The 23,056-nt window shown below is 58.7% G+C and carries 25 protein-coding genes; 16 read left to right on the top strand and 9 right to left on the bottom strand.

All coding sequences use genetic code 11. From position 1 onward, the window contains the following. Nucleotides 1-7: 7 nt before the first annotated feature. Both HMPREF2935_RS04510 and HMPREF2935_RS04505 read right to left on the bottom strand, forming a co-directional pair. Complete coding sequence (locus HMPREF2935_RS04510) at nucleotides 8-1,093, bottom strand: alpha/beta hydrolase (protein WP_070732102.1); 1,086 nt, start codon at nucleotides 1,091-1,093, stop codon at nucleotides 8-10. 39 nt (nucleotides 1,094-1,132) lie between these two features. Continuing rightward, complete coding sequence (locus HMPREF2935_RS04505; protein ID WP_070732099.1) at nucleotides 1,133-2,545, bottom strand: alpha/beta hydrolase; 1,413 nt, start codon at nucleotides 2,543-2,545, stop codon at nucleotides 1,133-1,135. A gap of 608 nt (nucleotides 2,546-3,153) precedes the next feature. Between HMPREF2935_RS04505 and lpdA the strand changes: the two genes are divergently transcribed. Then, entirely contained in the window at nucleotides 3,154-4,566 is a 1,413-nt protein-coding gene (gene lpdA / locus HMPREF2935_RS04500; RefSeq protein ID WP_061920262.1) for a dihydrolipoyl dehydrogenase, read from the top strand. A 204-nt stretch (nucleotides 4,567-4,770) separates the two neighbouring features. On the opposite strand, the gene ramB is transcribed toward lpdA, so the two are convergent. Next, on the bottom strand, nucleotides 4,771-6,177 hold the full coding sequence (gene ramB / locus HMPREF2935_RS04495) for an acetate metabolism transcriptional regulator RamB (RefSeq protein WP_070732097.1): 1,407 nt from the start codon (nucleotides 6,175-6,177) through the stop codon (nucleotides 4,771-4,773). Between the two features lie 392 nt (nucleotides 6,178-6,569). Here ramB and HMPREF2935_RS04490 point away from each other — a divergent pair, with 392 nt between their 5' ends. The 8 genes from HMPREF2935_RS04490 (at nucleotide 6,570) to HMPREF2935_RS04455 (ending at nucleotide 13,135) form a co-directional block, all read left to right on the top strand. Further along, nucleotides 6,570-7,325 (top strand): succinate dehydrogenase cytochrome b subunit, encoded by a 756-nt coding sequence (locus tag HMPREF2935_RS04490; RefSeq protein WP_061920266.1) that lies wholly within the window; start codon nucleotides 6,570-6,572, stop codon nucleotides 7,323-7,325. 15 nt (nucleotides 7,326-7,340) lie between these two features. Continuing rightward, nucleotides 7,341-9,356 (top strand): fumarate reductase/succinate dehydrogenase flavoprotein subunit, encoded by a 2,016-nt coding sequence (locus tag HMPREF2935_RS04485; RefSeq protein WP_070732096.1) that lies wholly within the window; start codon nucleotides 7,341-7,343, stop codon nucleotides 9,354-9,356. After that, a complete protein-coding gene (locus HMPREF2935_RS04480) occupies nucleotides 9,356-10,105 on the top strand; it encodes a succinate dehydrogenase/fumarate reductase iron-sulfur subunit (RefSeq protein WP_070432508.1) in 750 nt (249 codons plus the stop codon). The genes HMPREF2935_RS04485 and HMPREF2935_RS04480 overlap by 1 nt, the downstream gene beginning before the upstream one ends. Before the next feature lie 47 nt (nucleotides 10,106-10,152). Then, nucleotides 10,153-10,524, top strand: a complete 372-nt coding sequence (locus tag HMPREF2935_RS04475) for a hypothetical protein (protein ID WP_062036087.1) — start codon at nucleotides 10,153-10,155, stop codon at nucleotides 10,522-10,524. A 156-nt stretch (nucleotides 10,525-10,680) separates the two neighbouring features. Then, the gene (locus HMPREF2935_RS04470; protein WP_070518604.1) at nucleotides 10,681-11,967 is read left to right on the top strand and encodes a DUF445 domain-containing protein; all 1,287 of its coding nucleotides are present in this window, start codon (nucleotides 10,681-10,683) and stop codon (nucleotides 11,965-11,967) included. 12 nt (nucleotides 11,968-11,979) lie between these two features. Next, nucleotides 11,980-12,360 carry a hypothetical protein gene (locus HMPREF2935_RS04465; protein WP_070732095.1) on the top strand — a complete coding sequence of 127 codons (381 nt, stop codon included), beginning with the start codon at nucleotides 11,980-11,982 and terminating at the stop codon, nucleotides 12,358-12,360. A 12-nt stretch (nucleotides 12,361-12,372) separates the two neighbouring features. After that, on the top strand, nucleotides 12,373-12,663 hold the full coding sequence (locus tag HMPREF2935_RS04460) for a DUF2516 family protein (RefSeq protein ID WP_070732093.1): 291 nt from the start codon (nucleotides 12,373-12,375) through the stop codon (nucleotides 12,661-12,663). 1 nt (nucleotide 12,664) lies between these two features. Next, nucleotides 12,665-13,135, top strand: coding sequence for a hypothetical protein (locus tag HMPREF2935_RS04455; RefSeq protein WP_061920281.1), 471 nt, complete (start codon nucleotides 12,665-12,667; stop codon nucleotides 13,133-13,135). 18 nt (nucleotides 13,136-13,153) lie between these two features. On the opposite strand, the gene HMPREF2935_RS04450 is transcribed toward HMPREF2935_RS04455, so the two are convergent. Genes HMPREF2935_RS04450 through HMPREF2935_RS04440 form a run of 3 tightly spaced genes read right to left on the bottom strand, consistent with a single transcriptional unit; the run spans nucleotide 13,154 to nucleotide 15,350 of the window. Continuing rightward, nucleotides 13,154-13,975: an LmeA family phospholipid-binding protein gene (locus HMPREF2935_RS04450; RefSeq protein WP_061920283.1), complete on the bottom strand. Its 822-nt coding sequence runs from the start codon at nucleotides 13,973-13,975 to the stop codon at nucleotides 13,154-13,156. 52 nt (nucleotides 13,976-14,027) lie between these two features. Beyond that, complete coding sequence (locus HMPREF2935_RS04445; RefSeq protein ID WP_070732091.1) at nucleotides 14,028-14,840, bottom strand: class I SAM-dependent methyltransferase; 813 nt, start codon at nucleotides 14,838-14,840, stop codon at nucleotides 14,028-14,030. 18 nt (nucleotides 14,841-14,858) lie between these two features. Next, the gene (locus HMPREF2935_RS04440) at nucleotides 14,859-15,350 is read right to left on the bottom strand and encodes a DUF2505 domain-containing protein (protein WP_061920287.1); all 492 of its coding nucleotides are present in this window, start codon (nucleotides 15,348-15,350) and stop codon (nucleotides 14,859-14,861) included. 24 nt (nucleotides 15,351-15,374) lie between these two features. Between HMPREF2935_RS04440 and HMPREF2935_RS04435 the strand changes: the two genes are divergently transcribed. The 3 genes from HMPREF2935_RS04435 to HMPREF2935_RS04425 all read left to right on the top strand — a co-directional run bounded on the left by HMPREF2935_RS04435 (nucleotide 15,375) and on the right by HMPREF2935_RS04425 (nucleotide 18,490). Further along, on the top strand, nucleotides 15,375-16,484 hold the full coding sequence (locus tag HMPREF2935_RS04435; protein ID WP_070432511.1) for a UDP-N-acetylmuramate dehydrogenase: 1,110 nt from the start codon (nucleotides 15,375-15,377) through the stop codon (nucleotides 16,482-16,484). A gap of 128 nt (nucleotides 16,485-16,612) precedes the next feature. Beyond that, entirely contained in the window at nucleotides 16,613-17,458 is an 846-nt protein-coding gene (locus HMPREF2935_RS04430) for a PDDEXK family nuclease (protein ID WP_083291021.1), read from the top strand. Nucleotides 17,459-17,578: 120 nt separating this feature from the next. Further along, a complete protein-coding gene (locus HMPREF2935_RS04425) occupies nucleotides 17,579-18,490 on the top strand; it encodes an aldo/keto reductase (RefSeq protein ID WP_070456774.1) in 912 nt (303 codons plus the stop codon). A 3-nt stretch (nucleotides 18,491-18,493) separates the two neighbouring features. On the opposite strand, the gene HMPREF2935_RS04420 is transcribed toward HMPREF2935_RS04425, so the two are convergent. Beyond that, complete coding sequence (locus HMPREF2935_RS04420; protein ID WP_062036065.1) at nucleotides 18,494-18,955, bottom strand: S-ribosylhomocysteine lyase; 462 nt, start codon at nucleotides 18,953-18,955, stop codon at nucleotides 18,494-18,496. Between the two features lie 80 nt (nucleotides 18,956-19,035). Here HMPREF2935_RS04420 and HMPREF2935_RS04415 point away from each other — a divergent pair, with 80 nt between their 5' ends. From HMPREF2935_RS04415 to HMPREF2935_RS13525, 3 genes are read left to right on the top strand one after another with little or no spacing between them, the layout of a single operon-like run. Beyond that, entirely contained in the window at nucleotides 19,036-20,163 is a 1,128-nt protein-coding gene (locus tag HMPREF2935_RS04415; protein WP_061920296.1) for a YihY/virulence factor BrkB family protein, read from the top strand. Between the two features lie 20 nt (nucleotides 20,164-20,183). Continuing rightward, on the top strand, nucleotides 20,184-20,639 hold the full coding sequence (locus HMPREF2935_RS12640; RefSeq protein ID WP_082778537.1) for an SDR family NAD(P)-dependent oxidoreductase: 456 nt from the start codon (nucleotides 20,184-20,186) through the stop codon (nucleotides 20,637-20,639). Beyond that, nucleotides 20,617-20,736 carry an SDR family oxidoreductase gene (locus HMPREF2935_RS13525; protein WP_160330552.1) on the top strand — a complete coding sequence of 40 codons (120 nt, stop codon included), beginning with the start codon at nucleotides 20,617-20,619 and terminating at the stop codon, nucleotides 20,734-20,736. Before HMPREF2935_RS12640 ends, HMPREF2935_RS13525 begins: the two co-directional genes overlap by 23 nt. 413 nt (nucleotides 20,737-21,149) lie before the next feature. Here HMPREF2935_RS13525 and HMPREF2935_RS04405 read toward each other — a convergent pair whose 3' ends face one another. Continuing rightward, nucleotides 21,150-21,464 carry a hypothetical protein gene (locus tag HMPREF2935_RS04405; protein ID WP_070456777.1) on the bottom strand — a complete coding sequence of 105 codons (315 nt, stop codon included), beginning with the start codon at nucleotides 21,462-21,464 and terminating at the stop codon, nucleotides 21,150-21,152. 32 nt (nucleotides 21,465-21,496) lie between these two features. Next, nucleotides 21,497-22,135, bottom strand: a complete 639-nt coding sequence (locus HMPREF2935_RS13335; protein WP_201040627.1) for a phospholipase A2 family protein — start codon at nucleotides 22,133-22,135, stop codon at nucleotides 21,497-21,499. A 544-nt stretch (nucleotides 22,136-22,679) separates the two neighbouring features. Between HMPREF2935_RS13335 and HMPREF2935_RS04390 the strand changes: the two genes are divergently transcribed. After that, complete coding sequence (locus tag HMPREF2935_RS04390; RefSeq protein ID WP_061920320.1) at nucleotides 22,680-22,937, top strand: hypothetical protein; 258 nt, start codon at nucleotides 22,680-22,682, stop codon at nucleotides 22,935-22,937. Nucleotides 22,938-23,056: the final 119 nt, after the last annotated feature.

The following is a 23,056-nucleotide window of genomic DNA, read 5'->3' as shown; positions in this document are numbered from 1 at the left end:
TATAGGCCTATACGCCGAGAGCCGATGCAAATACGGGCCAGGACTTCTCGATGTCCTCGCGCCAGCCCGGCCAAGAGTGGGTGCCGGTATTGCGGAAGTTGAAGGTAGCCGGGATGTTCTGCTGGTCCAGCTTGGCCTTCAGGTTGTGGGTGCAGCTGTTAACCGCAGCCTCGATGATGCCGCCCTCAACCTGGAGCTGTGCGGAGCCGACGAATGCGGCGGCCGGGTTCATGCCCTGTGCGGTGTAGTAAGAAGGCATATCGGTCTTGCCAGCCAGGCCGGAGGCAGACGAGACGTACAGAGCGGTGCCCTCCAGATTGTGGGAATTCAGAAGGGCGTCATTGTAGCGGTTGTAGTCGCTGCCCATTGGGCCCCACATCTGCTCCGGCTGGCCGCCGCCACGGTTGACGGTCAGGCGCAGGAACTCATAAGGGAGCTGGGAGGAGGTTGCGGCACAGCCCGCGTAGGAGCCGGCTGCGTCGTAGAAGCCTGGATTGTGCTCTGCGAACAGCAGGGAAGAAGTAGCGGACATCGACATACCAGCCACTGCACGCTTATCGGAAGCGCTGAGGCGCTGCTCGATTGGTCCTGGCAGCTCCTTGGTCAGGAAGGTCTCCCACTTCTGCGGGCCCTGCAGGTACTTACCGTTTGGCTCCTGCTCCCAGTCAGTGAAGTAGGAGAAAGCACCAGCCTGCGGAACGACAACGTTGACGTCCTTCTCGTGGTAGAAGTCAACCGCGTCGGACAAGCTTAGCCAGTCAGAATCCTGCTCTGCAGATCCAGCGCCGTTGAGCAGGTAGATGGTTGGACGGTCCTCGCTCTTAGCCTTGATGACAGCCAGCGGGATATCGCGATCCATGGAAGGCGAGTGGGCCAGCAGCTTCTCGACGCGGCCGTCATCCTTGTACTTCTTATACCACTTGGTGCCTGCTACATCAGCAGGAACGGCGCTCGGGTCGATCTCAGTGATGGTGGACAGCGCAGTGTCACCTGCAATGGTTGCTGGTGCAACGGTAGCAGCACCAGCAGAAGGTGCAACGAGTGCGCCAGCAGCGATTGCGGCTGCGGCGATGATAGAGCTAATACGCTTCATTAACTTCTTTCCCAACGTGTCGAGAGTTTTAAGGAGAGCTTACTGTGCTGGCGCTTCTAGGTCTACCGGCGGGGCGTCAGCGGGGGCAGGCTGCTCATCATTAGGGATATCGGCGTCGTCAAGCTTTTCGTTAGCAAGTACTTCATCAGCATTGGTTGCCTCGGCGACGTGAGCCTCCGATTCTGGGGTGTTGAATGCCGTGCCGAAGACCTTCCAGGAAGCGTTGATGTCTTCCAACCAGCCCGGCCAGGAGTGGGTGCCGGTGTTGCGGAAGTTGAATGTAGCCGGCACGTCTTCGTGATTGAGCTTTGCCTGCAAGTCATGGGTACAAGCGCTCATTGCGGCTTCGATGGCACCACCTTCAAACACGAGGGTGGAAGAAGACTTGGTCGAACCTAAATCGGTTGCGCCCGCGAGGCCGGAGCCGGCGGACACGTAGATGTCGGTGTCACCCAGGTTGTTCTTGGTCGCGTTGATGAGACCGTCGTTATAACGGTTGTACTCGCCACCCATTTCGCCCCACATCTGCTCTGGGGTAGCGCCGCCGCGGCCCAGGGTTAGCTGGAGGTAGAAGTGCGGCAGCGGCCTCGAGGTAGCGGCGCAGCCGGCGTAGGAGCCGACTGCGTCGTAGAAGCGTGGGTTGTGTTCAGCCAGCAGCAGTGAAGAGGTGGCGGACATGGACATGCCAGCGATGCCGCGCTGCCCGTTGCCGTTGATGTGATCCTCCAGCGGGCCAGGCAGCTCCTTGGTTAGGAAGGTCTCCCACTTCTGTGGGCCCTTAAGCCCGTACTTGCCGTCCGGTTCCTCGAGCCAATCGGTGTAGTAGCTGAATGCGCCGGCCTGCGGGATGACGACGTTGACATTGCGGTCTCCGTAGAAGTCATCGATGTCTTGAGTGCCCGGCTTTTCCGGATCTAGGTCGCGGCCAGCGGTGCTGACGATCCAATCCATGCCTTGGTCAGCGCCGCCTGCGCCGTTGAGCATGTATAGCGTCGGGCGTTGCGAATCGAATTTGCCGTCAGGGGTGATGACGGCGAGCGGGATTTCGCGGCCATTCATGGCAGGGGAAGAGGCCTGCATGGTGACGATTTTGGCGCGGTAGTCCGGGTACTTGTAAACGTAGCCGTACCACTTCAACTCGTCTGGCAACTTCGCCAGATCTAGGTCGAAGCTCAGCTCCTTGTACTTCGCGGCATCGAGAGTGCCGTCCGCTGCGGCTGCGCGGTAGGTTTCGATGCTTTCTCGGTATTCGTCTTCGGAGACCAAAAGGCCCTGAATGGAGGGATCTGCGTTAAGGACTTTCCAGGCGGAATCCTCGGTGATGGTGGAAGGGGTGGCGTCGCCTGCCACAGGGGCAGCAGGCACTTCAGATGCGGTGGCCGGAATGGTCGTACACCCCAAAATCAGCGCTGCAGAGGCGGCGACTTTGACCAATGAGTGGAGAGTCTTCATTTAGGTTTGCTTCCTTAGAGGGAGTCGGTAATGCGTGAGAGGGTACGCGCATTTTCGTTGACTATATTCCCTTGTGCCCTCGCCAAAGGCAAGAGGTAGGAGAGAGGAGACAACGAGGGAGCTACAGTCAAACTATCAAGTAACAAAAGTGAATGCTGGTGAACATGTGGCTTTTGTGTCATAATTTCGGCTGGAATTAGCGCACTGCGTAACGTATGTGCCTAAGATGCCGTTATAAAGAGTGCATTTTACTCGCAGGAAACCATCCCCACCAGCAGGTTTCTTTCCCCTCCCTGCATTTGTGCAGCAACAACAGAAAGTAAGACTTCATGAACGCTTTTGATTCCTTCATTGTCGCCATCAACAACGTCCTCGGCGCTTGGGTACACGCTGGCTCTTCCATGTCCTCCGAGGCTGCGCTGGGCATGGGTCTGTTCTAAGACACTGCTTCGGCTGAACCAATCTCCCTTTCCTACCTTGCTTTTAAGGCAGGAAAGGGAGATTTTTTAATTCCTGCGAGGGCTGCGTTTTCGCCTTAAAAAGTTAAAAGGCACTCAATCTTGGGGGAGAGTGAGACAGCGCGGATAATCTTCCGTATTCTTGTACGCGTGACTCAAGAACATTATGACGTTGTAGTACTCGGCGCGGGCCCAGGCGGCTACGTGTCCGCCATCCGCGCAGCCCAGCTTGGCAAGAAGGTTGCTGTCATTGAGAAGCAGTACTGGGGAGGCGTCTGCCTCAACGTTGGCTGTATTCCTTCCAAGGCGTTGCTGAAGAACGCCGAGGTAGCACACACCTTCAACCATGAGGCTAAGGCTTTCGGCATCTCTGGTGATGTCTCCTTCGACTTCGGTGTTGCTCACAAGCGCTCCCGCAAGGTCTCTGAAGGCATCGTCAAGGGTGTCCACTACCTGATGAAGAAGAACAAGATCACCGAGATCAACGGCCTTGGCTCCTTCAAAGACGCAAAGACCATCGAAATCACCGAGGGTGATGACAAGGGCAAGACCGTCACCTTCGAAAACTGCATCATCGCAACGGGCTCCGTCGTTCGTTCCCTCCCGGGCGTTGAAATCGGCGGCAACATCGTTTCTTACGAGGAGCAGATCCTCAAGGATGAAGCTCCGAAGTCCATGGTTATCGTGGGCGCCGGCGCAATCGGCATGGAGTTCGCATACGTTCTGGCTAACTACGGCGTGGACGTCACCATCGTCGAGTTCATGGACCGCGTCCTACCGAACGAGGACAAGGACGTCTCCAAGGAGATTGCTAAGCAGTACAAGAAGCTTGGCGTGAAGCTGCTGACCGGCTTCAAGACCACCTCCATCAAGGACAATGGCAACGATGTCACCGTCGAGGTCGAGTCCAAGGACGGCTCCAAGACCGACACCCTGACCGTTGACCGCTGCATGGTCTCCATCGGCTTCGCACCGCGCGTTGAGGGCTTCGGCTTGGAAAACACCGGCGTTGAGCTCACCGAGCGCGGCGCTATCGCAATCGACGATTACATGCGCACCAACGTTCCGGGCATCTACGCAATTGGCGACGTCACGGCAAAGCTCCAGCTTGCACACGTTGCTGAGGCACAGGGCGTGGTTGCTGCTGAGGTTATCGCTGGCGCTGAGACCCAGCTACTGGGTGACTACATGAACATGCCGCGCGCTACCTTCTGCAACCCGCAGGTTGCTTCCTTCGGCTACACCGAGGAGCAGGCACGCGAGAAGTTTGCTGACCGTGACATCAAGGTCGCAACCTTCCCGTTCTCCGCAAACGGCAAGGCAGCGGGCCTCAACGAGACCGCCGGCTTCGTCAAGCTCATTGCTGACGGTGAGTTCGGTGAGCTCATTGGTGGACACATGGTTGGCTCCAACGTCTCCGAGCTTCTGCCGGAACTGACGCTGGCACAGCGCTTCGACCTCACCGCTGAGGAAATCGGACGCAATATCCACACCCACCCAACGCTTTCTGAGGCAATGAAGGAAGCTGCCGAGGGCATCGGCGGCCACATGATTAACCTCTAAGCGCTTTTCGCGTTAAGGCCCCCGCGAGGGGGCCTTTTCTGCATCTTCTGGCAAATACCCAGCCCTGGAAACACAGACCTGCTGGTGGCGATCCCGTGAGAACAAACGGGGATGCGAGTACGACCACGAGGTCTGGTTTTTCAGGGCTGGGTATTTGCGTTCCGGCAGCGAAGCGCGGCACCGCAAGCCCGGGATGTCGCGTGCTTAGTACGGCGCCACCGCGGAGCGATGGGCGTCGATTGTCAGCGTTTCGTTGATGGCGGGGAAGGCGCGCTGGGCGCAATTGGCACGCGGGCAGGTGCGGCATCCGTTGCCAATCGGGGTCGCGGCAGATAGGTCGCCCAGATCAAGGCCCTCGGCATATACCGTGCGGTCAGCATGACGAGCCTCGCAACCCAGGCCAATGGCGAAGAGCTTATTTGTATCGCCGTAGCGGCCCTGGTGGTGCTGAACCGAACGCGAAATCCACAGGTAGTTGCGCCCATCGGGCATCTGCGCGAGCTGGCGGGAGATAACTCCGGGGTTAGAGAAGGTCTCATAAATGTTCCACAGCGGGCAGGTACCGCCCGAGTTGGAGAAGTGGACGCCGGTGGCTGATTGACGTTTGGACATATTGCCGGCGCGGTCCACGCGGACGAACGTGAATGGAATGCCACGCTTGTTCGTGCGCTGCAGGGTAGAAAGGCGCGAAGCCACTGTTTCGTAACCCACACCAAAGACCTGGCATAGGTATTCCAGGTCATAGCCCGATTGCTCTGCTTCAGAATGAATAGTGGTGTAAGGAAGGATTGTGGCTGCCGCAAAGTAGCTGGCGATGCCTCGCTTAGCAAGGTTGCGCGAGGCGTCGGAAGTGAAGGGCTCTTCGTCGACAAGGGAGTCGATGATCTCGCCAGCTTCCAGAAATCCCAGCTCAGCAGCCATGCGGAAGGCGCGCTGCCCCTCAGAGAGGCGGCTGGCGAGGCGGAACGTTCCGCTTTCGCGGTCGAAACGGTGAAGCGTGCCATCCATTTGTGGTGTCGTTACGATCTCGACGCCGTGTTTGTCGCGCAGGCGCGCTGTCAGGGCGGCCTCGGTATCGCGGATGCGGAATTGCGAAACGTCCAGCTCAGAAGCGAGCGTCTCAGCGTGAACGTCTAGTTCATCCAGGTAGTTTTGGCGCGCATAGAAGAAGTCGCGGACTTCGTCGTGTGGCATGGAAAGTGCCTGTGTGCCTGCGGAGCGGCGGGTATCGGTGGCAAGAGACAGTTTGTCGCGAACATTGCCGTAGCGGCGGTGAATTTCCACCAGCGTGCGGGCCACGGTGGGGTGGTTATAAACCAACTCGGACAATTCCTGCAGTTCAACGGGGGAGGGGCATAGCTCCTTGTCTTGGATGACATCCTGGATTTCAGCCAGCAGGCGGGAGTCATCATCGCGGGAGAAGAAGGTGGCGTCGACGCCAAATACTTCAGTAATGCGCAGCAGTACCGGTACGGTTAAAGGGCGAACGTCGTGTTCAATCTGATTGACATAGCTAGCCGAAAGTCCCAGTGTAGAGGCTAGAGAGGCCTGGCTTAGATCCCGTTCGCGCCGCAATTGGCGCAGGCGTGAACCCACGTAAGTCTTACTCATGTGAAAAAGATTACCGGCCCCTGCCATCCTGTAACAGGATTTTTGCAAAGACTGTGTGAAGGTTCTTAACCTCCCTGCGAATAGGGGTAAAAATGTGTGGAGTGTGGGCGGTGTGACTCCTGCGAAAGTTTGACACATAAAGGGGTGAACTAGTCACTCCGAAAATTAGCTGTGACGAACCTCATAGACACCTGGGAATTACGCAACGTGAGTATTGCGTAAAAAGCAGCGTGCAAGGTAAACGGCTTTTCGAATACTCCGTTTTAGGCGATCCTTACCTAAAGAATTTTCTACGGACTGCTCAGGCCCTTAAGAAGAGGCTGCGTTGGCCCGAATTTGACTAGTTGCCAGCAGATAAGGCTGCGTAAGGTAATAGCGACTATGGAGGTGTCATGTCTGTAAAAAATCCTGACCGTGAGGCAATCGCTCACGGCCGCATCACTAACGAAACGATTCGTACTAAGCCTTCCGTACCCACTTGGGCACTGAAGATTACGATGGCCATCACCGGCCTGTTCTTTGCGCTTTTCGTAGTCGGCCACATGGCCGGCAACCTGAAGCTTTACTTGCCGGCACACGACGGCGACGAAGCACTCGATATCTACGGCGAGTTCCTGCGTGATCTGGGTGCACCGCTCATCCCGCACGGCCACCTGCTCTGGATGATCCGCATTGTTTTGCTGGCTTGCGTTATTGCACATATTTACGGTGCATTCGCACTTACCGCTCGCTCCAAGCAGTCCCGCGGCAAGTTCAAGCGCACCAATCTGATGGGTGGCCTCGACTCCTTTGCAACCAAGACCATGCTGGTCACCGGTGCAGTCCTGCTGCTGTTCATCATCTTCCACCTGCTGGACCTCACCATGGGTGTGCAGCCGGTTGCGCCTGAGGCATTCGTGCACGGCGAGGTCAAGGCAAACATGATTGCCACCTTCAGCCGCTGGCCAGTCACCATCTTCTACGTTCTGGCGATGTGCTGCCTGTTCCTGCACCTGACCCACGGCATCCGTCTGGCTGCTTCTGACCTGGGTATCACCGGTGCGAAGTGGCGTCAGGTCTTCGTGATTCTGGCCTACATCATCCCGGCTGTAGTTTGCATCGCAAACATCGTTATGCCGCTGTCCGTCGCCCTGGGTTGGGTCAGCTAAAGGAGCTTTTTAAAAATGACTAACATTGAACTCAAGCGCGAGCACCCGAAGTTCTCGCACCCGACGTCGATTGTCCCGGGCGTCACCGCAGGTCGCATCCTGGAGTCCCACGAGCCGCACGGCGTTCCGATGAAGGAAATGTGGAGCTACCAGAAGGATCATATGGATCTGGTCTCCCCGCTCAACCGCCGCAAGTTTGAGGTTGTCGTGGTAGGCACCGGTCTGGCGGCCGGTTCCGCAGCTGCCGCCCTGGGCGAGCTGGGCTACAACGTGAAGGTCTTTACCTACCACGATTCCCCACGTCGTGCGCACTCCATCGCTGCGCAGGGCGGCGTCAACTCCTCCCGCCACAAGAAGGTGGACAACGACTCTGCATACCGCCACACCAAGGACACCGTGAAGGGCGGCGACTACCGCTGCCGCGAGTCCGACTGCTGGCGCCTGGCATATGAGTCCGTTCGCGTTATCGACCACATGAACGCCATTGGTGCTCCTTTCGCTCGCGAGTACGGCGGCACCCTGGCAACCCGCTCCTTCGGTGGTGTTCAGGTTTCCCGTACCTACTACACCCGTGGTCAAACAGGCCAGCAGCTGCAGCTATCTACCACCTCGGCACTGTACCGCCAGATTGGCCTGGGCAACGTGGAGCTGTTCGCTCACCACGACATGCAGGACATCATCACCTACAACGACAATGGTGTGAAGCGCGCGGGCGGCATCGTTACCCGTAACCTGATTACAGGCGAGCTGAAGGCCTTCACCGGCCACGCAGTAATCCTCGGTACCGGCGGCTACGGCAACGTCTACCACATGTCCACCCTGGCTAAGAACTCCAATGCTGGCGCCATGATGCGTGCTTACGAGCACGGCGCATACCTGGCTTCCCCGGCATTCATCCAGTTCCACCCGACGGGTCTTCCGGTCAACTCCGAGTGGCAGTCCAAGACCATCCTCATGTCCGAGTCGCTGCGTAACGACGGCCGCATTTGGTCCCCGATCAAGGAAGGTGACGACCGCCCCGCCAACGAGATTCCGGAAGAAGAGCGCGACTACTTCCTAGAGCGCCGTTACCCGGCCTTCGGCAACCTCGTTCCGCGTGACGTTGCATCCCGTGCGATCTCCCAGCAGATCAACAAGGGCCTGGGCGTCGGACCGCTGCACAACTCCGTTTACCTGGACTTCCGCGATGCAATCCAGCGTCTGGGTAAGGACAAGATCCGTGAGCGTTACTCCAACCTCATCGAGATGTACGAAGAGGCAATCGGCGAGTCCGCATACGAGACCCCGATGCGTATCGCACCGACCTGCCACTTCACCATGGGTGGCCTGTGGACCGACTTCAACGAGATGACCGCTATCGACGGCCTGTTCGCCGCCGGTGAGTGCTCTTGGACCTACCACGGTGCGAACCGCCTGGGCGCTAACTCCCTGCTGTCCGCATCCGTCGACGGCTGGTTCACCTTGCCATTTACGGTTCCTAACTACCTGGCTAAGCACCTCGGTGAGGACAAGCTGGCTGAGGATTCGGCCGAGGCACAGAAGGCCGTTGTGCGCGCACAAGATCGCATCGACCGTCTGATGGGAGTGCGTGGCAATGACCCGCACGGCCCGGCTCACTACCACCGCCTGCTCGGTGAGATTCTCTACTGGGGCTGCGGCGTTTCCCGTAACGTCGAGGACCTCAAGGTCGCTATCCAGAAGATTCGCGATCTACGCGAGGAATTCTGGGCTAACGTCCGCATCACCGGCAACGCTAACGACATGAACCAGGTTCTCGAGTACGGTCTGCGCGTTGCTGACTACATCGACCTGGGCGAGCTCATGTGTGTTGACGCACTGGACCGCGACGAGTCCTGTGGTGCGCACTTCCGTGACGACCACCTCTCCGAGGATGGCGAGGCTGAGCGTGACGATGAGAACTGGTGCTTCGTTTCTGCCTGGGAGCCAGGCGCAAACGCTGGCGAGTTCATCCGCCACGCAGAGCCGCTGTACTTTGATTCGATCCCGCTGATGACAAGGAACTACAAGTAATGAAACTGACACTTGAGATCTGGCGTCAAGCCGGACCGACGCAAGAAGGCAAGTTCGAGACCGTGCAGGTTGACGACGCCGCCGAGCAGATGTCCATCCTGGAGCTGCTCGACCACGTCAACGAGGGCATGGTCGAGGCTGGCAACGAGCCTTTCGCATTCGCATCCGACTGCCGTGAGGGCATCTGCGGTACCTGTGGTCTGTTGGTCAACGGCCGCCCACACGGCCCAGGCCAGAACACCCCGGCTTGCCAGCAGCGCCTGTTCCAGTTCAAGGACGGCGACAAGATCAAGCTGGAGCCATTCCGCTCTGCCGCATACCCGATTATCAAGGACATGATCGTGGACCGCTCCAAGCTGGACCACGTCATGGAGCAGGGTGGCTACGTCTCCATGGACGCCGGCACCGCTCCGGATGCCGATACCCTGCACCTCAACCACGAGACCGCCGAGTACTCCCTCGACCACGCTGCCTGCATCGGCTGCGGTGCCTGCGTGGCATCCTGCCCGAACGGTGCAGCTCACCTGTTCACCGGCGCGAAGCTGGTTCACCTTTCCCTCATGCCGCTGGGCAAGGAAGAGCGTGGCCGTCGTGCACGCAACATGGTCGATGACCTCGAGCAGAACTTCGGTCACTGCTCCCTTTACGGCGAATGCGCTGACGTCTGCCCAGCAGGCGTTCCGCTGACCGCTGTGTCCGCAGTTACCCGCGAACGTGCACGTGCTGCTTTCCGCGGCAAGGACGACTAAGATATAGTCATTCACAGGAATAACAGGAACGAGAGAAAGTTTCAGCCATGAGCGACAACACCCACGCAGTTGCTGATCACGCAAGTGAGACCTACCCGGAGTTCTCCGGCAAGATCCAGGACTCTTACATTGAGGGATACGACCCAGTATCCTTCGGCGCACCGCACTCTTCTTTGCTGCGCACCTCCACCTGGGTCGGCATGGGCCTGATCCTTTCTCTGCTGCCGGCAGCCGGCACCCTGATTTGGGGCCTCGGCGCTGGTGCCTTCCAGTACGGCGTGGGCCAGGAAAGCTCCAAGATTTCCATCATCGTCGGTGCTGCCCTGCTCGTCGTCATTGCTGTCGCTTGCGTTGGTCTCATCCACTACGGTCGTCGTTACTATCGTCAGTACCGTTCTGAGACCGGTCGTATCAACTAAGCTGGTGCGAACTTAGCATTCCTGCCACAAGCGCCCCTAGCCATCCTCGATGGAGGCTAGGGGCGCTTTTCATTTGCCTATCTGCACCAGGGAAGAGGCCGCGCGCTGAATCCGTTAGTACAGTTATACGGAGCAACAAAAGGAGTCACAGCCAACATGAGCATTGCCGTACCAGGCCCCAATCCCGCCGACGTCGCCGAGCGTCGCCGCACGCTACGCAAGTACCAGTGGGGTGTCACCGGCCTTTTGATCTTGGCTGCCGTCATCTTCTTCGCATGTTCCTGGTGGCAGCATCAGGACGCGAATGCTCCGGCTTGGGTGGGGTTTGTGCGCGCGGGCGCGGAGGCCGGCATGGTCGGCGGCTTGGCTGACTGGTTCGCGGTTACCGCCATCTTCCGCCACCCCATGGGCATCCCGATTCCGCACACGGCGCTCATTCCGAAGAAGAAGGATCAGGTCGGCGAGGCCTTGAGCACCTTCGTGGAGGAGCAGTTCCTCACCCCGGACGCCCTCTCGGCGAAGATTTCGGAAAACAACATTCCCGAAAAGGCCGGCGCCTGGCTGGCCCAGGAGCCTAACTCGCAGCTAGCCGCGCACAAGGCAGCCGAGATCCTGGCACGCGCTGTCAATAGTTTCGATTCCGCCGAGGCCGAGGATCTCATCCGCACCCAAATCCTCGACCGCATGCTGGAGCCCGAGTGGGGGCCGCCGGTAGGGCGTTTGCTGGAAGGCTACATCGCCGACGGCAAAGCAGAGCCGCTTGTCGACGACCTCATTGACTGGGCGCATGCCAAAGTCCTCACCCTTGAAAACGAAGTCATCGAGCTTGTCGACGAAAAGATGCCGGCTTGGCTTCCCCGCTTCGCCCGCGGCATGGCCGGTGACAAGGTTTACGTCTCCATCGTGGAGTGGGCCTCCGAGGTCAAGTATGACAAGAACCATGCCGTGCGGCAGTCCATCCGTCGCAACCTGGAGCTGTTTGCACGGCGCCTGCAGGACGACCCCGAGATGGTCGCCCGCGTTGAGGGCATCAAGCAGGAGATGATGAACTCCGAGCAGGTACAAGCCATGCCGGGGGCGGCGTGGGAGGCCTTTAGGGCGGGCGTCGCCAAGCAGGCGAGCGAACCGCAATCCTTCCTGCGCACCAAGATCGCGGCCGAAGCGCAGAACTTCGGCGTGCGCATACAGCAGGATCCGCGCTTCCGGGACAAGGCGAATGAAATCGTGGATAAGGCCGCGCGTTGGGCGGCGGAGAATTTCGCCGGCGACATCATCAGCATCATCCCTGAGACCATCAAGCGCTGGGACGCCACCGAAGCCGCCGAAAATATCGAGCTTTTGGTGGGCAAGGATCTGCAATTTATCCGCCTGAATGGCACGGTTGTGGGAACGCTGGCAGGATTGGTTATCTACACCGTAAATCACCTCGTCTTTGGTGCTTAAAGGAGAAAAATAATGGCTAATTCCTTCGTTAATTCTTTGAAGACCGCAGGCGCCTCCGGCTTTGAGGCCGCCAAGGATTTTTCTGGCCGCGTGAAGGCAGAGCACGCGCAGCAGCCGAAACCGGAAGGCTCTTTCCTCGACAAGGTCACCGGCACCGCCCGCGGCCTTGGAAAAAGCGTCAGCAACGCCGCCGGTGAGGCGCGTGGCTCCGAGGCTTTCGCCCGTGCCCGCAAGGACTTTAATGCGGCCTACGAGGAAGGCCGCGAGGGCGTCGAGAATGCGATTGCCAGCGTGCAGGAAAAGCGCTCCGGCTCTACCTCGGCAAACGGCAACATCATCGACGGCGAGGTCATTGCAGAAGGCGAAGAGAATCCGTTTGGCCCGGCCCGCTAGGCTGGGATACCTATGGACATCATCATTTACCTTCTCAACCACGCAGCTGGGTGGTTCTTTACCTTCTTGAGCATCTTCGCCATTGTTGGCGCCACCCTCGCCGCCACCACTCGCGAGGATGCCTACCGCGCCGGTGACCGCAAGAGCAAGTGGACCTGGGTGGGCATGCTGGCAGCTTCCGCGCTGGCGCTGAACTTGCCGTTTTCTTTCCTGCCGTGGATTGGCGCAGTCGTGACCGGCGTCTATTGGTTCGACGTCCGCCCGCAGCTCAAGGCCATCGTCAACGGCGACTACAGCTACTAAGATGCGCAATCTCTTAAACGCCGCTCTCGACGACGTCCGCGCCGCCGCGCAGCCGGATGAGGCCGTGCTCGTCGCGCCCACGCACGTGCTTGCCGCACAGGGCGCCGCCCACGTGGTCACCGTCGCCGGCTATCCCACCGGCCGCCACCATAGCCTCATCAAGGCCTCCGAGGCGCGCCTGGCGGTGCAGTCTGGCGCCGCGGAGGTATGGGTCGCGGTAGACGCCCTGCTTGGCGACGCCACCAGCCTGCTCACCGATCTCATCACCGTCCGCGAGGCCTGCCCGCAGCCGGCCCAGCTTGGGCTTATCCTTCCCGCGAGCGAGAATGCTCTCACCGCGGCGCAAGCTGCGACGCAGGCGGGCTTCGATAAACTCATCTATTCCTCGCCTGCCCAAGCCGAGCAATTACAAGAAAAGCTCGCGGGCCAGCCGGCAGGTTTGTTGCCTGCCGAGGTCTGGCCCGCGAGCTAGCCTAAGTGAAAACGCCTTTTAGCGGCCTTGTTGCGCGGGTGCTGGGGCGCCTTCCTTCGCGCCTTTGCCCGCCGCATTGGCGGCGCTGCCCAGCTCGCTCATCGGCACGTCCTGGCCAGTGATGGTGAGGTTGAGCTCGCCGTCAGCCACATCCACTTCGTCGACGCTCAAGCCCTCGCCGATGAACTGATCCTTCATGCCCTTCTGCAGCGCAGTAGAGATGGCGTCGGTTGCTTCCTTCGGCAAGTCGAAGCCCAGCAGGGAGGCGTTCTTTGCCGTGATCGACAGGTTGCCGTCCTGCGCCTTCGGCTCCAACGCGAGATTGGCGAGGCCGCCGGCGAACTCGACGTCGAGAAGATTCTCGGCGTCGTTAGCCGTGATGTTGGTGACCACCAAGTTGCCGACCTGTTCGCTACCGGACTCGTCTGCGATGCCCTTCTGGAAGGTGGCCAACAGGTAATCATCTGGAACCTTGGTGGAAGCTCGGAGGGAGCCTGCCACCGGGTCATCGGACAGCGTCATGTCTTCGATGTGGACGTTGGTAGCCGGCTGGCCCTTGATCTCGGTGCCGTCGATCTGCAGCGTGGACGGCGTTTCCATGTTCATTTCGCTGAGCTTGCCACCGAATAGTCCAAGCAGGATAGGAGTGGTGCCGAAGCTAATGTTCGGATCCTCCTGGGACTCAATTCCTTGGTCCTTGGCGGCCTGGGCGAACTGGTCTTTCATTTGGTTGCCCATGAACCAGCGCAGGCCGAACTCCGCCAGCAAAATGAGAACGAGGAATGCCACGAGCACTCCGATGAGTATTTTCCAAGCCAGAGACGTCTTCTTTTGAGCCATACCTACCAGTGTTACTTATGTGAACTCACAGCGCCAATGAGGGCAACCTGCTTCACAGCTTTGGCGCAACGACTTCCCAGTTAACGCTCAAGACGCTATCGCGCATTCTCCTGCGCACCGGATGCACGGGCAGCCCCGCATCAATCATCGCCTGTTGCGCCATTCGCCAGCGCACACGAGGCCCGTGGGGAGCCCACCCCGCGGCGTGATCCCATGCGCGGTCGGCGGCCTGCAAAAGCTCATGAATCGGCTCGCCCGGAATGTTGCGGTGGATAAGTATCTTGGGCAGGCGTTCCGCTAAGTCAGAGGGACGCTCCACGTTGAAGGGATCCCATGCCAAATGCAGGCTCTGCGGGCCTTCGCGGTTGAGCAGGATCCAGGTGGATAGCCTGCCCAGCTCATCGCAGGTACCTTCCACGAAGAAACCACCAGGGGCCAAGCGCGAGGTAACCTCTTCCCATGCCTCGGGAACCTGGGAGACATCGTATTGGCGCAGCACATTGAAAGCACGCACCAGCTGCGGGCGATACTCCGCCAGCTCGAAGCCTCCCAGCTCGAAGGTCACGCCGTCGCGCGGCGGCAACACCCGCTCCGGCGCAATCTCCAGGCCGGTCACCCGCACGCGTGGATTCACCCGGCGCAGCCAGCCCGCCCACTCCACGGTGGTGAAATGGGACGCGCCATAGCCGACGTCGAGAGCTAGCGGCTCCTCCACGGACCGCAGCAAAGCCGTGATGGAGGGGTGTGCGGCGACCCACCTGTCGCAGCGGCGCAACCGATTCTGATTCGTTGTACCGCGGGTAATAACGCCGAAAGGCCGACCCGCACTCGCGCTTGCGCGCAGGTTATGTGCGTGATCGGCCATTTCTGTTAAAAGTAGCGTTTAGAGGTTGTCAGCGATCCACTGCTCGGTCAGCTTGCCCTCGTTATTGAAGAGCTCACCTAGAGCATCGGCAACTTTCGGCTCGATGGCAGCGCCCATCATCGGGATCTTCACGGAGATCTCGTTGACGTAGGACAGGGTGGTGGTATCACCCTCGCCGGTCAGGGCGATGTCGCCGCCGAAGTCAACAGGGGTTCCCTTGACGTCTGCGGTGTATTTAACATCGGCAGCATTGCCGTTGAGCTCACCAATGGTGACGACACGCTTGACCTTCAGGTCTTGAGAAACCATGGCGCGGACAGCTTCAGGCAGCAGGGTGGTTGGCAGCACCTCGAAGAGGATGGCTACGTTGTTGGTGAAATCATGAACCTGGCCCGGATCCGGAGAAAGGTTAGCAACAATGTGCTCCCAGTAACCCTGCGTGAGCAGCGCCTGGTGAACCTTTTCGATGGGCTGATTGATCGTTACGGTGTTTTCGCTACGGGTTGACATGCTTTACAGACTACCTTGGTAGACGTGCTTGATGAATTTATGACCCAGAAGCTCTCCGCGATCGACGGCCTCGTCCTCGACACGGAGACCACCTTCGCAGACCTGACCACCCTGCGCGTAGGCGGCAAACCTGAGCTGTGTTTGCGGGCCACGCTTGCCGACGCCGCCATTTCCGCTGTCAAGGCACTGGATCAAGCTTCTATTCCTTTCGTCGTGGTGGGCGGCGGCTCTAACCTCTTGGTCGCCGATGAGGGCATCGATGTCGTAGCACTCGTCCTCGACTTCGCTGAGGTGAGCGTGGACGCGGAGACTGGCGTGGTCCGCGCGGAAGCCGGCGCGAACTGGGACGAAGTGGTTGCCGCTTCCGTGGAGGCGGGCCTCGGCGGCATCGAGTGCCTGTCCGGAATCCCGGGAACCGCGGGCGCTGTGCCGGTACAAAACGTGGGTGCGTATGGCGCAGAAATCTCGGACGTGCTTAACCGCGTGCGCCTGTATACCCGCGAGACCGGTGCCGATGAGTGGGTTCCCGCCTCCGACCTGGACCTGGCTTATCGCTACTCCAACCTGAAGTTCACCCACCGTGCAGTCGTGCTCGAGGTGGAACTGCAGCTTTCTACGGATGGGCTTTCCAAGCCGCTGCGCTTTGGCCAGCTCACACAGACCCCGGGCGAGCGCCGTCCCGTCGCGGAGGTGCGCTCGCAGGTGCTGCAGCTGCGCCGCGGCAAGGGCATGGTCTTGGACCCAACCGACAACGACACTTGGTCCGCCGGCTCCTTCTTTACCAATCCCATCGTGGACTCTGCGGTTGCCGATAACATCCAGGAAATCGTGCGCACCGAACGCGGCGCCGAGGACGCAGACCGCATGCCGCGCCACGCCGTCCTCGCAGGCTCGGACGGCGAGGAAATAAAGCTCTCGGCCGCCTGGCTCATCGAGCGCGCCGGGTTCGCCAAGGGCTATCCGGGTGCTGGTCCGGCTACCTTGTCCACGAAGCACACTCTCGCGCTGACGAACCGTGGGGCCGCGACGGCCTCCGACATCGTGGCGTTGGCGCGCGAGATTCGCGCGGGCGTCGCCAAGCGCTTCGGCGTAGAGCTCGTGCCGGAGCCGGTCTGGATTGGGGTGTCCATTTAGGGCGTCCTGCCCCAGGACGTACCGCTGTGTGAAAATACGGCCTTCCAATTGCGCGAATTGGAGGGCCTATTTACATTGAGAGGTATCCGTGTGCTTGGGGGAGCACGCACACTTGGGGGAAGTAGAGGATGCTGCAACCAATTCGGGGGAAACACTCGCGCACCATTGACCGTCTCGTGGCGAAGGGCAAAGCCGTGCGCATCACGCCGGGCCTGGCGTTGCCGCGCCAACCCACCCCGCGCGAACTCGCGGGGATTTTGAACGAGCGTTATCCTGGCACCGTGCTGGATGGAGGCTCGGCCGTTGCGGTCTATACAGAGCGCAAGCTGGAGTTTCCGCTGCAGCTCATGGCGGCACGTCACGCTCGCACCTGCGCGTATTTCTCCACGCGGCGCGCCACACCCAAGGGCCCATATATGGTCAACGGCCTAAACGCGTGCAATCCGCTGCAAGCGCTGGAGATGGTGGAAGAAGACAAAGCCATCGAGTTCTTGGAGCGTTTCTGCAACGGCAAGGGTGGCCACCAACGGCTGGCCTTTTATAAGGAGGATTTCCAGCGCTTTCCCGCGCGCACACGGCGGATTATGCAGCGTAGCGTCATCGGCAGTGATAGCAAATACGAGCGTCTTCTCACCCAAGCCTTTGCCGATGCCTGCCTCGTAGTGGCCAACAACCAACGCATCGGGCCGTATTACTGGGATATCGTGCTGGCCAAGGAGAAGGTCGCAATCGAGATAGATGGCTACGAGTACCACAAAGGTGAGCGCATCCAGCGTTTCGAGCTGGACCGCCAGAAGCTCAACGACGCAGTGCAGCGCGGGTGGAAGCCGCTGCATTTCACGGCGGGGATGATTGAACATCATCTGCAGGTTGCAGTCGACCAGGTCATCGCCGTGGCCCGCGGGGGAGGGCAGTTGCTGCCGCCAGCGTGGAAGTGGCATCACTATTTCCGCTACGAGAACGCGCGGTGGTGAGCGCTGTGCGCTCGGCACCGTACTTCTGTGTGTATTTAGCGCAGGAAATCGGGCCGGTTTGAGGAGGTTATTTACACAGGGAGGTACACGCACACGAGGGAAGCAGCTACGGTGGTGTCCATGATCGCGCTTGGCTGTACTTCAATGACTCCGCACTCCTATCCCGATTCCCCGCGTCGCGCCGAGATGGTCGATGTCCTGCGTGGCGCGGTGGAGGCAGGCGTAGAGCTCTTCGACACCTCTGAAATCCAGGGGCCCTTCACGGGCGAAGAAATGCTTGGCGACGCCCTGGGCAACCGCGCCCGCGTCCTCACCAAGTTCGGATGGGAGATTAAGGAAGGAAAGCCCACCGGCGCTTTGAACTCGCGCCCGGAGGTTATTCGCGCGAGCGCCCATGGTTCGTTACGCCGGCTAAAACGGGAGCGCTTGGACGTGTATATGCAGCATCGCGTGGACCAAGACGTGCCCATTGAGGAAGTAGCGGGCACAGTGAAAGAACTTATCGATGCAGGTGACGTGGCCGCTTTCGGGCTGTGCGAGGCAAGCCCGGAGACCATTCGCCGCGCGAACAAGGTCTGCCCGGTGACGTATCTGGAGTATGAATACTCCATCTTCAGCCGCGACGTAGAAGAAGAAATCATCCCGCTAGCCCGCGAATTGGGCGCGGAGTTTATGGCCTATTCACCGCTGGCGAAGGGGCTTTTGGCAGGCCGCAGCGAGCCAGATGATGATTCTTCCTCGCCGCGTTTGCACTCTGCGAACTTCGCGGCCAACAAGCAGTTGGCGCAGGAAGTGGCGGCAGCAGTGTCTGACCGCAACGTCTCCGAGATAGCGCTGGGCTGGTTGCTGGCCAAGGACGTGGTGCCGATTGCCGGTTCGACGAACCTCGCACGGATCAAAGAAAACCTCGCAGTCACTGCGCTGAGCACGCAGGAGTGCGAGGCCGTTGACGAGGTACTAAGCCGAAAGCCCGTGCAGGGCGCGCGGTTGGCGCAACTGCACGAAGGCTTCGTAGATAAGGCCCGCGGATAAAGGTTAGGCCATAACCTCGAGCCACTCGTCCTTCTTGGACAAGAACTCGCGGGCGGCTGCCTGTGCGCCTTCGAGGGAGTGGCTGGCGCCCCAGCCGCATTGGCGCTCGTTGGCGGCGGGAACCTCGGTGGCGTGGAGGATATCCTCGAGGCCGTGCTCGAGTGCGTTGAGCAGCTCCTCTTGCTCCATGCCGTTGGTGATGGCATAAAAGCCGGTCTGGCAGCCCATCGGCGCAAAACCGATGAGTTTATCGGTGTAATCGCGCATGAAGTTGGCCATCATGTGCTCGATGGAGTGCACAGTGGGCATTTCGAGGTGAGCCTCATTGGGCTGGCAGAAGCGCAGGTCGTACTTGATGATCTCGGCGCCGCCTCCCAGCGGGGTACGGCCGGCCACGCGGACATAAGGGGCCTTGACGTTGCGGTGGTCCAGCTCGAAGGATTCAACATTGCTGCGTTCAGTCATATATAACAGCCTAGTATCTACTTGGCGTGCCACGGGTGTCACTTCTCTGGCAGCTAGCTGAATGTGCTTAGTCTGGCGAAATGAGCCAGCAGGAGCCTTCCAAGATTCTTCCCCCGCACAGCACTGAGGTGCTGGACATCGACCAAACGGAGAGAAACCCGCTCTCGCGTAAAAACCGCCTGCGCAAGGAGAGCTGGGGTCTTGTGCTGCGTCGGACATGGTCGGACTATTTCCTTGAGGGGCTGGGCGACCGCGGCGCGGCGATGACCTATTTCACGCTTATGGCTTTTGCCCCGACCGTCCTGGCCGTTTATTCGATTGCCACTTTGCTTTTTGCCAATCGGAAGCAAGAGGTGGAGCAGCTGACTGAGCAGCTCATTCAAGATTATCTGCCGCAGGACGTTTCGGCGCAGGCTACGGACATCGTGAATACCATCGTTGGCTCGAGTGCAAAGGGCACCATAGCGCTGGTTTTATCCGTGCTGGTTTCCTTGTTCTCGGCCTCTGGTTACGTCCGCGCTTTTTCGCGCACCGCCAACATGGTCTATGGCCGCGTGGAGGGCCGCGGGCTGTTGCGTACCTGGGCGATGATGTGGGTTCTCACCATCTTCTTGGTGGTCGGCGCGGTGATTTTGGTCTTTGCTAACCTGCTGCGCGATACCGTCATCACTGGGCTTATTGAACCCGTCTCGCGTCCGCTGCATCTGGAATCCGCCGTGGATTTCTTGCTGCGCATTTTCCTTCCTGTGTGGAACTGGCTGCGCTTTCCGGTGACGGTGGTGATGGTCATGGTGCTGATTGCGGTTCTCTATCACTATGCCCCGAACGTGCGCCCACCGCGCTTCCGTTGGATCACCTTGGGCTCTGTGGTGACGCTGCTTGTCAACGTCGTGGTGTGGTGGCTCTTCGGTCTCTACCTGAGCCATTTTGCAGGCGTGAGCGCCTATGGCGCGCTGAGCACCGTGCTGGCTTTGTTCGTTGCAGTCTGGATTATGAATACCGTGCTGATCTTGGGGCTCAAGCTCGACGCCGAGGTTCTGCGGGCGAAGGAGCTGCAGATAGGCCTCGAGTCGCAGCACTACATCCAGGCAGCGCCGCGTTCTGACGTCGCCGCGCGCGCCCAGGCTAAGACCCAGAAAAACCTTGAGGCGCGAGGCGACGCCATCCTCAGACACGGTGCTGAGGACGGCGGCGACGCCGAGGACTAAACCGCGGGGTAGATGCCGTCCTGGCCGAGGCGGGCGGCTTCGACGTCATCGTCAACAACGCCGGCATCGCTCCGCAGATCCCGCTCGAGGACATCACCGAAGAAGAAGTCGACAAGATCTTCAACGTCAACTACAAGGGTGTCCTGTGGGGCACGCAGGCTGCGGCCAAGAAGTTCAAGGAGCTCGGTCACGGCGGCAAGATCATCAACGCCACCTCCCAGGCCGGCATCAAGGGCAACAAGGGCATTCCACTCTACAGCTCCCCCAAGTTCGCCGTGCGCGGCCTGACCCAGGTCACCGCCCGTGACCTTGCGGACGACGGCATCACCGTCAACGCCTACGCGCCGGGTATCGTAAAGACTCCGCTCATGAAGGGTCTTGCTGAGGAACTCGCAGAAAACGCTGGCAAGCCCGCCGAGGTGGGGCTGGGAGCAGTTCACCAAGGACACTTCCTTGGGACGCCTTTCCGAGTCTGAGGATGTTGCCAAGATCATCGGCTTCCTCGCTGGTTCCGACTCTGACTACATCACCGGCCAGACCATCATCGTCGACGGCGGCATGGTCTTCCACTAAACGCAGGTCGACTATCAGTGAAATGATCGTTGGAAAACTTAGGTGCGCTGACATGACATGTGCTGTTCGCCAGAGCTTGGTGATGAGGGCGAAAGTAGGGCAGCCGCGTCCGGGGAGGATAGACCTAGCGAAGCGTATGAGACGAGAGGATTAGAGACCGCTCTAGCGCCATAGCCCTGCTCAAATAGTTCCACTGTTTGTTCACGCTGAGCTTGGCTCAACTTGCTGCTGGATGCATAGAAAAACTCCCCACAATCTGGTTTCTGATTTTTCAGTCCGGTTTATGGGGAGCAGTTCACTTTGACACCTTTACGGTTAAAGCTGCGGAAAGCCCGCACCGCAGTAGGGGGCGCGGGATCTGGAAATTTCATGCATATTTTGTTTGCCGAGGGTGTGCTGCGGCTCTGAATTCTTTAGAGCCATTCAGCGCTGGGTAAGCGACCGCCCGTGACAAAATATATGATCTTGATAACAACCCAAATTATCCAAGCGAACAGTAGAGGGGATAATCCGGCAAGAATAGAGAATGCAACCAGCAACCACGATTGGCTTTTGTATGCAAGGACTCCAGCTGCTACACCTATGGGTACGGTAATGATGAAATACGGCATGGTCCCTTCCGGAAAAATGGAAGGAAAAAGATACGGGAACGCAATCGCAGTTGTTGAGAGTAAAGCTGAGAGAAGTTTACTTAACTTTAGGCTCTTGTTGCTTTTGTGCCTGTTCATTTCTTTCTCCTTCCCGGACCGTTGGGGATCCACTATGCTAATGGATTGCACAGGGCGGAATTGAAATATGTAGCAATAGCAAGGGCCATCGCGTTTTCTCCGACTCCATTGAATTTGCCCCGGTTTTTACGAATTCCTTGAACCAGCTCCCTGTCGCATGAGCAAGCGAAGTATCCTCGCGAGCCATAGCATTTATCATGCTTTTGGCAGAGAGAGTCGAGAGTATTGATTGGGGCACCCGGACCACTGTGCCCTGGGCCGCACCAGTTTCCATACCCAGGCATGTCGCGCGTTTCAAGGCTGTATATCATGACCTCGTTATTGTCGGCTACGCGGTTGAGGTTTTCTCCTGCGACGAGTAAATAATGCGACGCATTTTCTTCTTTGGCTTTTTCGGTGTCGAAATGGCGTTGTCCGTCCGCCCGATATACGAGGTAGTGAGACAGTGTGGCCATCGCAGTATCAAAATCTGTTGACTCTGATACCTCGCTTGCAGGGATTGCTAAAGCTTGATTGCCAACTAAGTTTTTGTCTTGCGTGCTATCAGCTGGGGATGCGGCGGATACTGTTGGGGTGGTCTCCAGAGCAAAACTTCCGGTGGGGGTAGCGAATATTGTTGCGGCTACAACAAGAACGGGAAAGACTTTTTGGAATGTATTCTTCAACTTCATTTCCTTAATTCTCTTGTCAATCTGGTTTTGTTGAGGAAATTACTGAAGAATTCAAGAGATGGCAATACTTTTACCCAAATTTTCATGAACTTTTGTCTTGTAGTGTGTTGCTTTATCGTTCCAGCAGCCGTTCGATGAGCTGTACCGTGGCGCGATACCACCAAAACCCAATCGCGAAATGCTCCATCATGATCACCTTGTTTGGGTCATTGCTGTGTCGAATATCAAACTTATATGGGACCTTGCACGTTGGAAGGGGGCGGCTTCGCCGTTAGTGAGCAGATGGGTCTTCAACAATTGTCTCTTATCCCCAAGAATGTACGCCAGGTTTGTGCAGGCCGCTCGTTTGTCAGCGGTCGTAGCGTCTCGCTTGCGATAGAGGCGTAGCGCTGTATCCATGCGACTTTGTGAATCCTGACTGTTTAGTCGCCATGAATCCTCTACGAGGGGTTGGTACGGAACATTCGTGTCATCGAAGGCCTTATTGATCAGCGATCCGGTGAAACAGCGGGTTGCGATTGCATTGAGAGAACCGACCTAGCTTATGGCCCCAGTAGAGATTGGGGCTGATTATCGTGTTTACAACTTGCGCTCTTCGGCATTGGAAAACCTCTTGCACAAGGTATTTGTGGTCGTGCGGTTGAAGGTGTCTCAGGTTGGGATCGATGGGCGCACCTACAATCCACATGAGTGGTTCGTCGCGCTGCTTCCGGTGATCAATCAAGCGATTCAGATGATTCAGACTGGCGATATCGTTTCCGTCGTTTATGACCCTGAGAAGCAAAAGTTGGTCGAGCGTTAGCTGAAACGTAGCCGTCAATCATCACTTTGGTGTCGGCGTGCGGCAGGCGGCGGCCTTGACCGGACGGCCAGCGGCCCCCAGGTCGAGCGGCGAACGCAGCCACACCAGGTTCTTCGCCT

It is taken from the genome of Corynebacterium sp. HMSC076D02 (genome assembly GCF_001813815.1).
Classification (GTDB): Bacteria; Actinomycetota; Actinomycetes; order Mycobacteriales; family Mycobacteriaceae; genus Corynebacterium; species Corynebacterium simulans.
The sequence above is the reverse complement of the archived record's forward strand: the minus strand, read 5'-3'. Positions and strand labels throughout refer to the sequence as shown.

Bases quoted from the DNA above. Each gene is read 5' to 3' on its own strand.
- HMPREF2935_RS04425 (WP_070456774.1), top strand. From the start codon at position 17,579: ATGATCGCGCTTGGCTGTACTTCAATGACTCCGCACTCCTATCCCGAT.
- HMPREF2935_RS04455 (WP_061920281.1), top strand. From the start codon at position 12,665: ATGCGCAATCTCTTAAACGCCGCTCTCGACGACGTCCGCGCCGCCGCG.
- HMPREF2935_RS04485 (WP_070732096.1), top strand. From the start codon at position 7,341: ATGACTAACATTGAACTCAAGCGCGAGCACCCGAAGTTCTCGCACCCG.
- HMPREF2935_RS04465 (WP_070732095.1), top strand. From the start codon at position 11,980: ATGGCTAATTCCTTCGTTAATTCTTTGAAGACCGCAGGCGCCTCCGGC.
- HMPREF2935_RS04430 (WP_083291021.1), top strand. From the start codon at position 16,613: ATGCTGCAACCAATTCGGGGGAAACACTCGCGCACCATTGACCGTCTC.
- HMPREF2935_RS04440 (WP_061920287.1), bottom strand. From the start codon at position 15,350: ATGTCAACCCGTAGCGAAAACACCGTAACGATCAATCAGCCCATCGAA.
- HMPREF2935_RS04405 (WP_070456777.1), bottom strand. From the start codon at position 21,464: ATGAACAGGCACAAAAGCAACAAGAGCCTAAAGTTAAGTAAACTTCTC.
- HMPREF2935_RS04510 (WP_070732102.1), bottom strand. From the start codon at position 1,093: ATGAAGCGTATTAGCTCTATCATCGCCGCAGCCGCAATCGCTGCTGGC.
- HMPREF2935_RS04445 (WP_070732091.1), bottom strand. From the start codon at position 14,840: ATGGCCGATCACGCACATAACCTGCGCGCAAGCGCGAGTGCGGGTCGG.
- HMPREF2935_RS04415 (WP_061920296.1), top strand. From the start codon at position 19,036: ATGAGCCAGCAGGAGCCTTCCAAGATTCTTCCCCCGCACAGCACTGAG.
- HMPREF2935_RS04460 (WP_070732093.1), top strand. From the start codon at position 12,373: ATGGACATCATCATTTACCTTCTCAACCACGCAGCTGGGTGGTTCTTT.
- HMPREF2935_RS04490 (WP_061920266.1), top strand. From the start codon at position 6,570: ATGTCTGTAAAAAATCCTGACCGTGAGGCAATCGCTCACGGCCGCATC.
- ramB (WP_070732097.1), bottom strand. From the start codon at position 6,177: ATGAGTAAGACTTACGTGGGTTCACGCCTGCGCCAATTGCGGCGCGAA.
- HMPREF2935_RS04505 (WP_070732099.1), bottom strand. From the start codon at position 2,545: ATGAAGACTCTCCACTCATTGGTCAAAGTCGCCGCCTCTGCAGCGCTG.
- HMPREF2935_RS04480 (WP_070432508.1), top strand. From the start codon at position 9,356: ATGAAACTGACACTTGAGATCTGGCGTCAAGCCGGACCGACGCAAGAA.
- HMPREF2935_RS04475 (WP_062036087.1), top strand. From the start codon at position 10,153: ATGAGCGACAACACCCACGCAGTTGCTGATCACGCAAGTGAGACCTAC.
- HMPREF2935_RS04450 (WP_061920283.1), bottom strand. From the start codon at position 13,975: ATGGCTCAAAAGAAGACGTCTCTGGCTTGGAAAATACTCATCGGAGTG.
- HMPREF2935_RS04470 (WP_070518604.1), top strand. From the start codon at position 10,681: ATGAGCATTGCCGTACCAGGCCCCAATCCCGCCGACGTCGCCGAGCGT.
- HMPREF2935_RS04390 (WP_061920320.1), top strand. From the start codon at position 22,680: ATGGCCCCAGTAGAGATTGGGGCTGATTATCGTGTTTACAACTTGCGC.
- HMPREF2935_RS04420 (WP_062036065.1), bottom strand. From the start codon at position 18,955: ATGACTGAACGCAGCAATGTTGAATCCTTCGAGCTGGACCACCGCAAC.
- HMPREF2935_RS13335 (WP_201040627.1), bottom strand. From the start codon at position 22,135: ATGAAGTTGAAGAATACATTCCAAAAAGTCTTTCCCGTTCTTGTTGTA.